The sequence below is a fragment of the Cellulomonas sp. NPDC058312 genome (genome assembly GCF_042880135.1).
Taxonomy (GTDB): domain Bacteria; phylum Actinomycetota; class Actinomycetes; order Actinomycetales; family Cellulomonadaceae; genus Cellulomonas.
Genome location: NZ_JBHVZE010000001.1, coordinates 760,460 through 774,579, shown reverse-complemented (window position 1 = coordinate 774,579; position 14,120 = coordinate 760,460). Strand labels below are relative to the sequence as shown.

Annotated in this window: 12 protein-coding genes; all 12 read right to left on the bottom strand. The window is 75.6% G+C overall.

Annotation, left to right across the window (positions count from 1 at the left end):
• Positions 1–13 precede the first annotated feature (13 nt).
• The 12 genes from ACFVXN_RS03475 to dhaL all read right to left on the bottom strand — a co-directional run bounded on the left by ACFVXN_RS03475 (position 14) and on the right by dhaL (position 14,083).
• A complete protein-coding gene (locus ACFVXN_RS03475; protein ID WP_389227285.1) occupies positions 14–1,780 on the bottom strand; it encodes a [protein-PII] uridylyltransferase in 1,767 nt (588 codons plus the stop codon).
• 18 nt (positions 1,781–1,798) lie between these two features.
• Entirely contained in the window at positions 1,799–2,140 is a 342-nt protein-coding gene (locus ACFVXN_RS03470; RefSeq protein WP_389227282.1) for a P-II family nitrogen regulator, read from the bottom strand.
• A complete protein-coding gene (locus ACFVXN_RS03465) occupies positions 2,140–3,453 on the bottom strand; it encodes an ammonium transporter (protein ID WP_389227279.1) in 1,314 nt (437 codons plus the stop codon). The genes ACFVXN_RS03470 and ACFVXN_RS03465 overlap by 1 nt, the downstream gene beginning before the upstream one ends.
• 168 nt (positions 3,454–3,621) lie before the next feature.
• Positions 3,622–4,830, bottom strand: coding sequence for a signal recognition particle-docking protein FtsY (gene ftsY / locus ACFVXN_RS03460; protein ID WP_389227277.1), 1,209 nt, complete (start codon positions 4,828–4,830; stop codon positions 3,622–3,624).
• 22 nt (positions 4,831–4,852) lie between these two features.
• A complete protein-coding gene (locus ACFVXN_RS03455; protein ID WP_389227275.1) occupies positions 4,853–5,392 on the bottom strand; it encodes a hypothetical protein in 540 nt (179 codons plus the stop codon).
• A 144-nt stretch (positions 5,393–5,536) separates the two neighbouring features.
• Positions 5,537–9,124 carry a chromosome segregation protein SMC gene (gene smc, locus ACFVXN_RS03450; protein ID WP_389227272.1) on the bottom strand — a complete coding sequence of 1,196 codons (3,588 nt, stop codon included), beginning with the start codon at positions 9,122–9,124 and terminating at the stop codon, positions 5,537–5,539.
• A 48-nt stretch (positions 9,125–9,172) separates the two neighbouring features.
• Positions 9,173–9,604, bottom strand: coding sequence for a nucleoside-diphosphate kinase (gene ndk, locus ACFVXN_RS03445; RefSeq protein WP_389227269.1), 432 nt, complete (start codon positions 9,602–9,604; stop codon positions 9,173–9,175).
• A 10-nt stretch (positions 9,605–9,614) separates the two neighbouring features.
• The gene (locus tag ACFVXN_RS03440) at positions 9,615–10,085 is read right to left on the bottom strand and encodes a DUF4233 domain-containing protein (protein ID WP_389227863.1); all 471 of its coding nucleotides are present in this window, start codon (positions 10,083–10,085) and stop codon (positions 9,615–9,617) included.
• A 15-nt stretch (positions 10,086–10,100) separates the two neighbouring features.
• The gene (locus ACFVXN_RS03435; protein WP_389227266.1) at positions 10,101–11,705 is read right to left on the bottom strand and encodes an MDR family MFS transporter; all 1,605 of its coding nucleotides are present in this window, start codon (positions 11,703–11,705) and stop codon (positions 10,101–10,103) included.
• A 151-nt stretch (positions 11,706–11,856) separates the two neighbouring features.
• Positions 11,857–12,471 carry a TetR/AcrR family transcriptional regulator gene (locus tag ACFVXN_RS03430; RefSeq protein ID WP_389227263.1) on the bottom strand — a complete coding sequence of 205 codons (615 nt, stop codon included), beginning with the start codon at positions 12,469–12,471 and terminating at the stop codon, positions 11,857–11,859.
• Positions 12,472–12,659: 188 nt separating this feature from the next.
• Positions 12,660–13,436: a dihydroxyacetone kinase phosphoryl donor subunit DhaM gene (gene dhaM / locus ACFVXN_RS03425; protein ID WP_389227260.1), complete on the bottom strand. Its 777-nt coding sequence runs from the start codon at positions 13,434–13,436 to the stop codon at positions 12,660–12,662.
• On the bottom strand, positions 13,433–14,083 hold the full coding sequence (dhaL, locus tag ACFVXN_RS03420) for a dihydroxyacetone kinase subunit DhaL (RefSeq protein ID WP_389227257.1): 651 nt from the start codon (positions 14,081–14,083) through the stop codon (positions 13,433–13,435). Before dhaL ends, dhaM begins: the two co-directional genes overlap by 4 nt.
• Positions 14,084–14,120 lie beyond the last annotated feature (37 nt).

Genomic DNA, 14,120 nt, shown 5'->3' with positions numbered 1-14,120 from the left:
GCTCTCTCGGCGGTCAGTGACGTCCCAGGGTACCTGTCAGCCGAGCCGACGCCCGCGCCACCAGGTCGTCGACGAGCTGTGCGCGCCACGAGGTCCAGGCGGTGGGCCCGGCGGAGGACGCGTCGGCCTCGGTGAGCGCCCGCAGCAGGGCCAGCAGGTCTGCCCGGTGCGCGACCGCGTCGAGCAGCGCGTCGACGGTCGCGGGGTCGTCCGGGTCGGCGCCGGTGGCGAGCTCGGACAGCGTCAGGTGGTGCCGGACCAGCAGCTCCAGGTCGGCGGCGTCCTGCGCCCCGAACCCCATCCGGTGCGCGATCGGCCCGATCAGCCGGGCGCCGGCCACCGAGTGGTCCCCCGCGCCCGCACGCTTGCCGATGTCGTGCAGCAGCGCCGCGACCAGCAGCAGGTCGGGCCGCTCGACGCCACGCCGCAGCCCCGCGGCCCGCGCGGCGGCCTCGACGAGGTGCCGGTCGACGGTGTGCCGGTGGATCGGCGAGCGCTGCGGGCGGTTGCGGACCCCGGCCCACTCGGGGATCCAGGTGGTGACGACCCCGGCCAGGTCGAGCGCCTCCCAGACCGGTACCTGCGCGGGTCCGGTGGCGAGCAGCTGCACCAGCAGGGTCCGGGCCGCGCGCGGCCAGGGCTCGGGCAGCGGCGGGGTGCGGGTGAGGCTGGCGATCGTGATCGGGGACAGCGTCAGGCCGGTACGGGCGGCGGTCGCGGCGGCGCGCAGGGACAGCAGCGGGTCGGTCGCCGGTTGGGCGTCCGCCGCGAGCACCAGCTCGCCGTCGTGCTCGACCAGGCCCTCCCCGACGGTCCGCAGGCGCGGCGGGGTCCGGCGGCCACGGACCAGCACCGGACGGCGCGCGGGCCGCGCGAGCGCCTGCCGGGCGTTGCGGGCCGTGGTGTCGAGGGCGTACGAGACGACCCGCCCGGCCTCGGCGAGGCTCGCGAGCAGGTCGTCGCGGTCACCGATGCCCAGCAGCTCCGCGACCTCGTCCTGGTCGGCCAGCAGCAGCCGGTTCGTGTGCCGCCGGCTGACGGTCTGCACCGCGTCGCGCACGTCGAGCAGGTGCGCGTGGGCGCGGTCGACCGCCCCGTGCGGGCGGTCGGTGAGCCACGTGGCGGCGAGCGCCGACAGCACGACGGCGTCGCGGATGCCCCCGCGGGCCTCCTTGAGATCGGGCTCGATGAGGTAGGCGAGCTCGCCGTGCCGGTCGGCGCGCTGCCGGGTGGACGCGAGCAGCTCGGGGAGCCGGCGGCGCGCCGCGGAACGCCAGTCGGCGAGCAGGGCGGACTGGGCCCGGTGCACGATCCCCGGGTCGCCCGCGACGGGTCGCAGGTCCAGCAGCCCGACGGCGGCGGGCAGGTCCTTGGACGCGACCTGCCGGCACTGCGCGAGCGAGCGCACCGCGTGGTCGAGGTCGAGGCCGGCGTCCCAGACGGGGTACCAGAGCCGCTCCGCGAGCCGGGTCAGCTCGTCCGCGGTGTGGCCGCGCCCGTCGTGCACGAGCAGCAGGTCGAGGTCGCTCGCGGGGCTCGCGTCGCCGCGGCCCACGCTCCCGACCGCGCCGAGCCCGATGCCCGGGGTCTGCTGCCCCTCGGTCGCCTGCTCCCAGAGCTCGACGAGCCGCAGCAGCACCAGGTCCGACATCGCCCGGCGGCGGGTGGCCCCGTCCCGCTCGGGCCCCGACAGCCGGGCCGCGAGGTCCATCCGCTCAGAGCGGAGGTCCCGCACCCCCACGCTGGCGTGGGGGTGCGGGACCTCAGGGCTGTCAGCCACGGAGCGTGGGGACCACGGTCACAGGGCGTCGACCCCGTGCTCGCCGGTCCGGACCCGGGCGACGTCCTCGACCGGGACGACCCAGACCTTGCCGTCGCCGATCTTGCCGGTCTGCGCGGCCTTGACGATCACCTCGGTGACCGTCGCGGCGTCCTCGTCGCCGACCAGGACGTCGATCTTGACCTTCGGGACCAGGTCCACGGTGTACTCCGCACCGCGGTAGACCTCGGTGTGGCCGCGCTGGCGGCCGTAGCCGCTGGCCTCGCTCACGGTCAGACCGCGCACCCCGGCGGCCTCCAGGGCCGACTTCACGTCGTCCAGCCGATGCGGCTGGATGACCGCGCTCACGAGCTTCGTCATCACTTCACCTCCGTCACCACGCGGGCGCCGCCCAGCGTCTCGTATGCGGTCTCACCGTGCACGGCGAGGTCGATCCCGCCGACCTCCGCCTCCTCGCTGACCCGCCAGCCCATCGTGGCCTTGAGGATGAAGCCGATCACGGCGGTGACCAGACCGGAGAACACCAGCGCCAGCAGCGCGACGACGATCTGCACGACGAGCAGCTTGACGCCGTCACCGAGGAACAGACCACCGTCGGCGGCCAGGAAGCCGATGCCGATGGTGCCGACGAGGCCGCCGACCAGGTGCACGCCGACGACGTCGAGCGAGTCGTCGAAGTTGAACTTGTACTTCAGGCCGACCGCCAGGGCGCAGAGCACGCCGGCGACGACGCCGAGGATGATCGAGGTGACCGGGCGCAGGGCGCCGGCCGCCGGGGTGATCGCGACCAGGCCGGCGACGATGCCCGACGCGGCACCGAGCGACGTGGCGTGGCCGTCGCGGATCTTCTCCGTGACGAGCCAGCCGATGATGGCGGCGGCGGTGGCGGCGGTCGTGTTGACCCACGCCAGGCCCGCGTTGCCGTCGGCGGTGAACGCCGAGCCCGCGTTGAAGCCGAACCAGCCGAACCACAGCAGGGCGGCACCGAGCATGACGAACGGCAGGTTGTGCGGGCGCATCGGCTCCTTGGCGAAGCCCTTGCGACGGCCGACGATCAGCGCGAGCACCAGGCCCGCGACACCGGCGTTGATGTGCACGACCGTGCCACCGGCGAAGTCGATCGGCGAGACGACCGCGGCACCGGCCTCCGCGTCCCAGCCGAACAGGAGCGCGGCGACGCCGTTCTCGTTGAGGCCGCTGAGCAGGCCGCCGCCCCAGACCATGTGCGCCAGGGGGAAGTAGCTGACGGTCGCCCAGAGCGCGGTGAACGCGACCCAGGTGCCGAACTTGACGCGGTCCGCGATGGCGCCGCTGATGAGGGCGACGGTGATGATCGCGAACGTCACCTGGAAGGCGACGCCGACCACGACCGGCACGCCGAAGCCGTCGATCAGGAACTCGCCGTTGTCGTCCCAGATCGTGCCCGCGAGCCCGAACTGGTCGAACGGGTTGCCGAACAGCCCGCCCACGTCGCTGCCGTAGGACATCGACCAGCCCCAGAACACGTACACGACCACGACGACCGCGATGCTGATGAACGACATCATCATCATGTTGAGCACGGACTTGCCGCGCACCATGCCGCCGTAGAAGAACGCCAGACCAGGCGTCATGAGCAGCACCAGGGACGCTGACATCAGCATCCAGGCTGTGGCTCCGGTGTCCAGATCCATGTGGAACGCCTCTCCCCTCGCCAGCCGTGCGGCCGGATCGGTGATCAGCGTCGTGGTCGGGGATTTCGGGGCGTGACGGCGCGCGTTACACGCGTGTGACGGGCCGCCGCGCGGGGTAAACGTTGTGTTGCCGACGCCCCGGTGTCTCAGCCCGCGGTCGCGGCGGTCTCAGCCGAGGATGCCGTCGACGAACTCCGCGGCGTCGAACGGCGCCAGGTCGTCCGGGCCCTCGCCGAGGCCGACGAGCTTGACCGGCACGCCCAGCTCGCGCTGCACCGCCACGACGATGCCGCCCTTGGCGGTGCCGTCGAGCTTGGTCAGCACGATCCCGGTGACCCCGGCGACCTCCGCGAACACGCGGGCCTGGTTGAGGCCGTTCTGCCCGGTGGTCGCGTCCAGGACCAGCAGCACCTCGGCCAGCGGGGCGGTGCGGGTGATGACGCGCGTGATCTTGCCGAGCTCGTCCATCAGGCCGGCCTTGTTCTGCAGCCGGCCGGCGGTGTCCACCAGCACGACGTCCACGCCCCCGGCGACGCCCTCGCGGACGGCCTCGAACGCGACCGACGCCGGGTCGGCGCCGTCCCGGTCGGAGCGCACGGTGCGGATGCCGACCCGCGAGCCCCAGGTCTCGAGCTGGTCGGCGGCGGCGGCGCGGAACGTGTCCGCCGCGCCGAGCAGCACCGTGCGGCCCTCGGCGACGAGCACGCGCGCGAGCTTGCCGACCGTCGTCGTCTTGCCGGTGCCGTTGACCCCGACGACCAGCACCACCGACGGCACGGCGCTGCCGTCCTCGGCGGTGCCGGGCGCGGTGGCCAGGGAGCGGTCCAGCGTCGGGTCGACGAGGGCGAGCAGCTGCTCGCGCAGCAGGGCGCGGACCTGCGCCGGGTCCTTCAGGCCCTGGACGCGGGCCTGGGTGCGGATCGCCTCGACCAGCTCGGTCGACGGGCCGGCGCCGACGTCGGCGAGCAGCAGCGTCTCCTCGAGCTCGTCCCAGTCGTCCTCGGTGAGGTGGTCGCGCGACAGGACCTGGAGCATCCGCGCGCCCAGCGGCGAGCCGGACCGGGCGAGGCGGTCGCGCAGCCGGGCCAGGCGGCCGGTCGCGGGCGCGGGGACCTCGAGCGCCGGGGCGGCCGCGGGGTCGTCGACCAGGTCCGGGGCCACGTCCGGCGCCGTGGCGGGCTCCGTGGCGCCGGGGGCGGCGGGCGCCTCGGCCGTCGGGGCGTCCGGGCGGTCCAGGGTGCCGGTGCCCGTGCCGCGTCCCGCGGGGTCCTCGGGCCGGCCGCCGGAGCGGCGTCGCAGCAGCGCGGCGCCGCCGCCCAGGACCGCGAGGGCCGGGACGGCGACGTACAGCAGGTTCAGGAGGTCGTTCGAGTCCACGGGGACAGTGTGTCAGCCTGCGTCAGCCGTCGCTGCGCCGCGGGGGCACGGCCGGCGGGGCGGGGACGGTGCCGACCGGGACGTGGCCGGTGCGGCGCGGGGCCGCGGTGCGCGGGGTGGCCCGGCCCTGCGGGCCGGCGGAGACCCGCGGGGTGGTGACCCGCGGGTGGACCCGCGGCGCCTCGGCGGCCGCCTCGGGCGAGACCGAGTGCGAGGCGTCGGCGCCCGTGGACCCGGCGCGCGGGTGCGGCAGGTGCTCGCGGATCCGGCCCGCGCGCTCCCCCGTCCGCTCGATGACCCCGGCGAGCTCGTCGAGCCGGAGGTAGCCGCCGCGGTCGTCGGCCTGCGGCGCCTCGGCGAAGAACTGCGCGAACGACACGTCCACCGGGTCGGGCTCGGCGTCGGCGGCCGGCGCAGCGTCGTCCCGGCGGCGCACGCCGTTGCGGAAGTCGGTCAGGAACGTCCGGACGTCCGGCCGTCCCCCGCCGCGGCCCGCGACCGCGAGCACCCCCAGCGCCGCCAGCACAGCCACCCCGATCACCACCACGAAACCCACGCCCATGGGTCCCATCTTCCGCCGCCGGGAGGGCCCGGCGCGCGGCGCCGCACCCGTCCGGGCGGAACTGTGCCGAACCGGCACCGAACCTTCACACCGGGCCGCGGTGCAGGGCGTCGGCAGGGGGTCGGCCGGGCGTCAGCCGGCCCGTCAGACGCCCGCGGGGTCCCGGAGCCGCTGGCTGATCACGGTCGTCACGCCGTCCCCGCGCATCGTCACGCCGTACAGCGCGTCGGCGATCTCCATCGTGCGCTTCTGGTGCGTCACGACGATGAGCTGCGAGTCGCGCTGGAGCTCGGTGAAGATCTCCAGCAGCCGCCCGAGGTTCGCGTCGTCCAGGGCCGCCTCGACCTCGTCCATCACGTAGAACGGGCTGGGCCGGGCCTTGAAGATCGACACCAGCAGCGCCACCGCGGTCAGCGACCGCTCCCCGCCGGACAGCAGCGACAGCCGCTTGACCTTCTTGCCGGCCGGCCGCGCCTCGATCTCGATGCCCGTGGTGAGCATGTCGTCGGGGTCCGTCAGCACCAGGCGGCCCTCGCCGCCGGGGAACAGCCGCGGGAACACCAGGTCGAACTGCGCGGCGGTGTCGCGGTAGGCCTCCGTGAACACCTGCTCGACGCGCTCGTCGATGTCGCGGACGATCTCCAGCAGGTCGGCGCGGGACTTCTTGAGGTCGGCCAGCTGCTCGACCAGGAACTGGTGCCGCTCCTCCAGGGCCGCGAACTCCTCGAGCGCCAGCGGGTTGACCTTGCCGAGCTGCGACAGGGCCCGCTCCGCGGACCGCAGGCGCTTCTCCTGCTCGGAGCGGACGTAGGGCACGAGCTCCGGCTCGGCGTCGGGATCGGGTGCGGCGCCCTTCGGCGGGGCCGCGAGCACCGGGACCGGCCGGTGCGGCCCGTACTCCTCAACGAGCACGGCGGGGTCGATCCCGAGGTCCTCCACCGAGCGGGTCTGCAGCTGCTCGATGCGCAGCCGCTGCTCGGCGCGGGCGACCTCGTCGCGGTGCGCGGCGTCGGTGAGCTGGGCGACCTCGCGCTGCCGCTGGTCGACCTGCGCGCGGACCTCCGTCAGGGCCGCCTCCCGCTCGGTGCGGGCGGCCTCGGCGGCGTCGCGCTCGTCGGCTGCCTGCGCGAGGGCACGGTCGAGGGCCGTGAGCGCCTGACCGGCGCCGAGGGCGACGGCGGTGGCGACCGCGGCGTGCCGGGCCCGGGCCTGCTCGCGCTCGGCGGCCCGCTCGCGCGCGGCGCGCTCGGTGCGGGCGGCGCGGTCCAGCGACTCCGCCCGACCGGACAGGGCGCGGGCGCGCTCCTCGGCGGTGCGCAGCGTCAGGCGCGCCTCGGTCTCGCGGCCGCGCGCGGCGGCGGCCGCCTCCCCGAGGGCGTCCCGCTCCCGGGTGCGGTCCTCGATCGCGGTGTCGGTGTCGGCGGGTTCCGCCTCCGCCGCGGCGAGCCGCTCGGTCAGCTCGGCGAGCTCCGCGCCCCCCGCGGCGAGGGCCTGCTCGGCGGTCGCCAGCGACGCCCGCACCCGGTCGGCCTCGGCCCCGGCGGCGCGGGCGGTGGCGCCGAGGTGACCCAGCTGCTCCGCGACGGCGGCGAGCGCGGCGTCGGACTCGTTCAGCTGCTCCAGGGTGCGCTCGTGCTCCGCGCGGGCGGTCGCGGCGGCCTCACGGGCCCCGACCAGCGCCTCGCGGGCCGCCGCGGCGCGCGCGTCGGCGTCCGCGGCGCCCGCGCGGGCCTCGTCGAGCGCGGCCTGCAGGTGCAGGGCGCTCGGGGCGGTCGCCGAGCCGCCGGACGCCCGGTGCGCGGCCAGCACGTCGCCCGCGCGGGTCGCCACCACCAGGTCCGGCCGGTCCGCGACCAGCGCCCGCGCGGCCACGAGGTCGTCGACGACCACCACGTCCCGCAGCAGGCGGCGGACGGCGGGCAGCACGGCCGGCGGCGCCTGCACGAGGTCCAGCGCCCAGGCGGCGCCGTCGGGGGCGGGGCCGCGGGCCTCGTCCGCACCCCCACCGGCGTCCGCCCCGGCCGCCACGACGAGGCCGGCGCGGCCGGCGTCCTGGTCGCGCAGGTACCGGATCGCGTCGACGGCGGCGCCCACGGACTCGACCGCCACCGCGTCGGCGGACGCGCCGAGCGCCGCGACGATCGCGTCCTCGTCGCCCGTCGCGACGCCGATCAGCGCGGCCAGCGAGCCGACGACGCCCGCGACCTCGTCGGACGCCAGCAGCGCCCCGGCACCGTCCTTGCGCGTCAGGCTGAGCTCGAGGGTCTCGATCCGGGACGCCAGCGCGGCGCCGTCGCGCTCGGCCGCACCCAGCGCGGCGGTCAGCTCCTCGACGCGCGCGGCCGCGGACTCCACGGCCTCGGTCGCGGCCTCGTGCGCGGCGTCCAGGCCCTCCTCGCCCTCCTCGACCCCGGCGACCTGCGACTCCAGCGCGGCGAACGCGACCGACGCGTCCTGCCCGCGGCGCTCCGCCTCGGTCAGCGTGTCCCGGAGCCGACCGATCTCCGCCTCGGTCGCCTCGAGCCGGCTGCGGCGCGCGGCGACCTGACCGGCGAGCCGGGCCAGGCCCTCGCGACGGTCCGCTGCGCCGCGCAGGACGGTCGCCAGCGCCTTCTCCGCGGCCGCGGCGGCCTGCTCGGCCTCCTGGCGCGCCGCCTGCGCGGACTCCAGCCGGGCGCGGGCCTGGTCCACCTCGGCGACGAGCTCGGCCTCCGCGACGCGGACCCGCTCGGCCTGCCGCTCCAGGTCCGCCGGGTCCTGCCCGCCGGTGCGCTCCGGCGCGGCCGAGCCGAGCAGCCGCGCCCGGTCGGTGGCCAGCGAGGCCGTGCCGCGCAGCCGCTCGCGCAACGAGGACAGCCGGTACCAGACGTCGGACGCCTCGCCCAGCGCCGGCGCCGCCTCGGCCGCCTCCCGCTCCAGGTGCGCCAGCCGGGCCCGCGCGGAGTCGAGCGCCTGCTCGGCCTCCGCGCGCCGGGCCCGCAGCGCGGTCTCGTCGGCGACCTCCTGCTCCAGGGTCGCGGTGAGCTGCGCGAGGTCGTCGGCGAGCAGCCGGGCCCGGGCGTCGCGCACGTCGGCCTGCACGGTCTGCGCGCGCCGCGCGACCTCCGCCTGCCGGCCGAGAGGTCCGAGCTGGCGCCGCAGCTCGCCGGTGAGGTCGGTCAGCCGGGTCAGGTTGGCCTGCATCGCGTCGAGCTTGCGGAGCGCCTTCTCCTTGCGCTTGCGGTGCTTGAGGACGCCCGCGGCCTCCTCGATGAACCCCCGGCGCTCCTCCGGCGTCGCGCGCAGCACGGCGTCGAGCTGCCCCTGGCCGACGATCACGTGCATCTCGCGGCCCAGGCCGGAGTCGGACAGCAGGTCCTGGATGTCCAGCAGCCGGCACGCCCGGCCGTTGATCGCGTACTCGGAGCCGCCGTTGCGGAACAGCGTCCGCGAGATCGTGACCTCGGTGTACTCGATCGGCAGCGCGCCGTCGGTGTTGTCGATGGTCAGCGAGACCTCGGCGCGACCCAGCGGCGGGCGGCCGGCGGTCCCGGCGAAGATGACGTCCTCCATCTTGCCGCCGCGCAGCGACTTGGCGCCCTGCTCCCCCATCACCCAGGCGAGCGCGTCGACGACGTTGGACTTGCCCGACCCGTTCGGCCCGACGACGCAGGTCACCCCGGGCTCCAGGTTCAGCGTCGTCGCCGAGGCGAACGACTTGAACCCGCGCAGGGTGAGCGTCTTGAGGTGCACGGGCCGCAGCCTAGTGCGGCTGCGGCCCGTGCCCCGGGACGACGGCGGTCAGGCCGGGAGGTTCGGGAACCAGAGGGCGATCTCGCGGGCGGCGGACTCCTCGGCGTCCGAGCCGTGCACGAGGTTCTGGGTGACCTTCAGGCCCCAGTCGCGGCCCAGGTCCCCGCGGATGGTGCCCGGCGCGGCGACGGTCGGGTCGGTGGTGCCGGCCAGCGACCGGAAGCCCTCGATGACGCGGTGCCCCTCGGCCACGACGGCGAGCACGGGGCCGGACTTCATGAAGTCGACGAGAGGCTGGAAGAACGGCTTGCCCTCGTGCTCGGCGTAGTGGGCGTGCAGGAGGGCGTCGTCCGCGGTGCGGAGCTCGACGGCCACCAGGGTGTAGCCCTTGGCCTCGATGCGGCGCAGGACCTCGCCGGAGAGGCCGCGGCTCACGCCGTCGGGCTTGACCAGGACCAGGGTGCGCTGGATGTCGCTCATGCGGACGACCCTAACGGGCGGCGCCGGGCTCCGCGGGCCCGTCGTTGCCGGGCGCTTCGGCCGTCGGCGGCAGGGCCCGCGGCGGCAGGCCGCCCTGCGGCGTCTGGTCGGGGTAGGCGGCGTCGAACTCCGCCCGCTCCGCGTCGATCCGCCCGCCGAGCCGCAGCGAGACGAACCACAGCACCGCGAACAGCGCGCCGAGCACGTACATCAGCGGGATCACGACGCCGCACGCGATCACGAGGACCTGCGCGACGCTGCCCGCCACGTAGCCGCCGGGGGCGGTCACGAGGCGGGACAGCACCACGAGGACCAGGAACATCGAGCCCGCGACGACCCAGAGCGTCATCGGCGGGGCCGACCGCAGCCCGTACGCGGTCAGCGCCGCGAACAGCACCAGGACGCCCTCGAGGACGAGCATCATCGAGGCGAACTGGGGCTTGGCGGGACGCTTCCTGCGTGGGGGCCGCCCGGCGTGCATGCTCACGCGCCGAGGCTACCTGGGGTCGGCGGACGTGCCGGCCGTGGCCTCGCCGCGCGCCACCATGCCGGCGACGTCGGAGAGCTTGACCTCGCGCAGGAACAGCGTGAGCACGAACCCGAGCGCCAGCAGCGGCACCAGGTACCAGAACGCCGGGGCCAGGGCCTCGGTGTAGGCGGTCACCACGCCGTCGTGCAGCTGCTGCGGCAGCTGGGCGACCAGGGCGGGCGTCAGCGACTCGGCGCTGCCCGTCGGGTCGACGCCCGCGTCGCCGCCCGCGGGGGCACCGGCGAACACGCCCTCGAGCCGCTCGGACAGCCGGCCCGTGAAGATCGTGCTGAACAGCGCTGTGCCGACCGCCGCGCCGATCTCGCGGAAGAAGTTGTTCGCGGAGGTCGCGGTGCCGAGCTCGTGCGGGTCGACCGAGTTCTGCACGGCCAGGACGATCGTCTGCATCACGAGGCCGAGGCCGGCGCCGAGCACGAAGATCATCACGCCGAACAGCACCATCGACATGTCGCCGGTGATGGTGGTCAGCCACGCGAGCCCGAGGGTCGCGATGCCCATGCCCGTGATCGGGAACGCCTTGTACCGCCCGGTCTTCGTGATCGCGATGCCGGAGCCGATCGCGGTCAGCATCACCCCGACGGTCATCGGGAGCATGAGCAGGCCGGACTCGGTGACCCCGGAGCCGGTCGACATCTGCAGGAACGTCGGCAGGAACGCCAGCGAGGCGAACATGCCCATGCCGATGACCAGGCCGACGCCGGTGGCCAGCGTGAACGTGGGGTTCTTGAACAGGCGCAGCGGGAGGATCGGCTCCTGGGCGCGCAGCTCGACGAGCACGAACGCGACGGCGGCGACGACGGTGCCGACCAGCAGGCCGATCAGGCGGCCGTCGGACCAGTCGTAGCCGGCCTCGCCGGAGATCGAGCTCCACGAGGTGACGAGCACGATCCCGGACGTCGCCAGGGTCAGCAGCACGATGCCCGCGACGTCCAGCCGCCGGCCCGAGCGGTGGCTCGGCAGCCTGAGGGTGCACCAGGCCGTGACGAACGCGGCGATGCCGATCGGGATGTTGATCCAGAAGCACCAGCGCCAGTCGGCGTGGTCGGTGAACAGCCCGCCGAGCAGGGGGCCGGCGACGGCCGCGACACCGAACATGGCCCCCATCGGGCCCATGTACTTGCCGCGCTCCTTGGCGGGCACGATGTCCGCGATGATCGCCTGCGACAGGATGATCAGGCCGCCGCCGCCGAGTCCCTGGACGCCGCGCCACGCGACGAGCTCGCCGAACGACTGCGCGAAGCCCGCGCCCGCGGAGGCCAGCGTGAACAGGCTGATCGCGACGAGGAACGGCCAGCGCCGCCCCCACAGGTCGCCGAACTTGCCGTACAGGGGCATGACGATCGCGATCGCCAGGATGTAGATCGTCACGACCCAGCCCTGGTGCTCGACGCCGTTGAGCTCGCCGACGATGGTGGGCATCGCGGTGCCGACGATGGACTGGTCGAGCGAGGACAGCAGCATGCTCGCGAGCAGGGCGCCGAAGATCGTCCAGATGGTGCGCTGGTTCAGCTCCACCAGCGGCTTGTCGGGGGCGGGGGCGGTGGTCGCCATGGGCGTGGTCCGTTCTCGGGTCGGGCCGGCGCGCCGCCACGCGCGACGGTCGGTCGCCGGTGGCGCCGTCGTCGGCGGTGGTGCGTCTGGTGCGGGAGCGGGGCGGGCAGAGCCACCGCGCGGGGGCGTGGGGCGGGCGCGGACGGGTCGGTCAGGTCCGCGGGGCGAGGACCTGCGCGAGGTCGGCGACGACGGACGGCAGCTGCGCGTGCACGTCGCCCTCGCCGCCGGCGGCGTCCCAGCGCAGGAAGCTCGCGTGCGAGAGCACGACGAGCAGGGCGCCGACCATGAGGAGGACCGCCTCGTCGGCGGAGTCCCCGAGCCGGCGCCGGACCAGGGCCTCGATCTCGTCGTGCAGGCCCTGCACGTGGGTGTAGGCGCGCAGGAACAGGTCGGGGTTGCCCTTGGCGACCTCGAACGCGCGGGCCATCCGCTCCTTGCCGAGCGGCGGGTGGTCGAGGGCGCTGGCGACGAGGACCTGCATGTCGGGCAGCAGGTCGCCGGTCGGGCCGCCGGTGGCGAACGCCTCGGCGGCGGCGCCCTCGATGCGCCAGTGCTCCAGGCCGAGCACGGCGTCGTCCTTGGACTCGAAGTAGTTGAAGAACGTGCGCACCGAGACACCGACCTCGGCGCAGATCTGCTCGACGGTGACGTTGTCGAGGCCGTGCTCCCCCGCGAGGCGGTGGGTGGCGTCGACGAACGCCTCCAGGCGGGCGCGCTTCTTGCGGGCCCGCAGCCCCTCGTCCTGCCCGGTGGATTCCTGCACGCCATGCATTATTGCACACCGCGCAGCATTCTCTCCCGCCCCTGCACCCGCTCCCGCTCCCGGGTCCGCGAGGGCGTACGAGACGCCGCCAGGGCGCACTCCGCGGAATGCGCCCTCGTGGTGTCTCGTACGCCCTCGCGCCCGGCGGGGTTGCGGGTTGCGGGTGCGGGTGCGGTGGGTGTGGCGGGTCAGACCTCGCCGAAGCCCTCCTCGACGGCGCCGACGAACGCGTCCACCGCGACGCGCGCCTGCGGGCCCGTGGCCGAGACCTCCAGCGTCCGGCCCTGCGTCGCACCGAGCTGCATCAGCTCGAGCACGCTCGCACCGTTCACGCCGTCGACCTGCACGGCGGCGTCGAAGCCCGCCATCATCCGCGCCAGGACCGCCGCGGGCCGGGCGTGCAGGCCCATCGGGTTGCGCACCAGCACGTGCGCGGTGATGACGGTCGCCTGGTCCCCCGCGGCGTGCGGGGTCGGGATCTCGGGAGCGCCCTCGCCCTCGCCGCCGACCACCCCACCGCCCGCGCCCGCACCCGGGCCGGGCCCGGCGTCGTGCGCGAACGTCGCGCCGGCGGCCGTCGCGGCGCCGAGGACCTCGCCCACGGGCGCGCCGCCCGCCGCCGTCACGGCCGCCGCGACCGCCGCCTCGACGAACGGGGCCGCCGCGAGGTGCACCCGCGCCGCCACGTCCTCGTCGAGCATCTCGACGACCGACTCGGTGGTGAGCACCGCCGAGCCGAGGTCGGTCAGCACGACCGCGGACCGGCCCTCCGCCGTGGCCTCGACGAGCGCCGACTCCACCAGGTCGAAGCTGGTGCCCAGCCCCGCGTCGCCCGGCTCCCCGGTGCCGTTGCCGCCCGCGGCCACGATCAGCACGTCCGGGGCCATCTGCGCGGCGAGCTCCCGGGCGCCGTCGGCGAGCCGCGCCGAGTGCGAGACCAGCACCAGCGCGACGGGGGCGGTCATGCGGACGCCTGCGCCGCGGTGGCGGCCGCGGCCTCGAGCAGGAGCGCCGTCGAGGTCGCCCCCGGGTCCTGGTGCCCGGCCGACCGCTCGCCGAGGTAGGACGCCCGGCCCTTCGTGGCGACCAGCGGGATCGTCGCCGCCGCGCCGCCGCGCGCCGCCTCGGCCGCCGCCGCGAGCACCGCCGCCGGGGACGCGCCCGCGTCGGCCGCCGCGACCGCCGCCTCGACCGCGGGGGTCCACGCGTCGACCATCGTCTTCTCGCCCGGGGACGCCTTGCCGCGCACGACGATGCCCTCGAGCGCGGCCTCCAGCAGGGCGACGACGGCCGCGCTGTCCAGCTCGGGCAGCCCGGTCACCTTCGCCGCGCGCAGGTAGGCCGTCCCGTACAGCGGCCCGGCGGCGCCGCCGACCGTCGACATCAGGGTGGTCGCGACGAGCTTGAGCACCGCGCCGACGTCGGCGGGCTGCTCCTCGAGCGCGTCGAGCTTCGCGACGACCGCGGTGAACCCCCGCGTGAGGTTCTCGCCGTGGTCGCCGTCGCCGATCTGCCGGTCGAGCTCGATGAGCTCCTCGCGGTGCTCGGTCACCACCTCGGCCGTCCGCCGCGTCCAGGCCACCGCCCACGCCGCACCCAGGGATCCGGTCATCCTGCGTTCCCACCTCCGCCGTCGAGCCGAACGGTCA

Coding starts and splice junctions, on each gene's coding strand:
- ndk (WP_389227269.1), bottom strand. CDS start 9,604: ATGAGCGACATCCAGCGCACCCTGGTCCTGGTCAAGCCCGACGGCGTG.
- ACFVXN_RS03435 (WP_389227266.1), bottom strand. CDS start 11,705: ATGGCGACCACCGCCCCCGCCCCCGACAAGCCGCTGGTGGAGCTGAAC.
- ACFVXN_RS03455 (WP_389227275.1), bottom strand. CDS start 5,392: ATGGGCGTGGGTTTCGTGGTGGTGATCGGGGTGGCTGTGCTGGCGGCG.
- ACFVXN_RS03440 (WP_389227863.1), bottom strand. CDS start 10,085: ATGCACGCCGGGCGGCCCCCACGCAGGAAGCGTCCCGCCAAGCCCCAG.
- dhaL (WP_389227257.1), bottom strand. CDS start 14,083: ATGACCGGATCCCTGGGTGCGGCGTGGGCGGTGGCCTGGACGCGGCGG.
- ACFVXN_RS03465 (WP_389227279.1), bottom strand. CDS start 3,453: ATGGATCTGGACACCGGAGCCACAGCCTGGATGCTGATGTCAGCGTCC.
- ACFVXN_RS03470 (WP_389227282.1), bottom strand. CDS start 2,140: ATGACGAAGCTCGTGAGCGCGGTCATCCAGCCGCATCGGCTGGACGAC.
- dhaM (WP_389227260.1), bottom strand. CDS start 13,436: ATGACCGCCCCCGTCGCGCTGGTGCTGGTCTCGCACTCGGCGCGGCTC.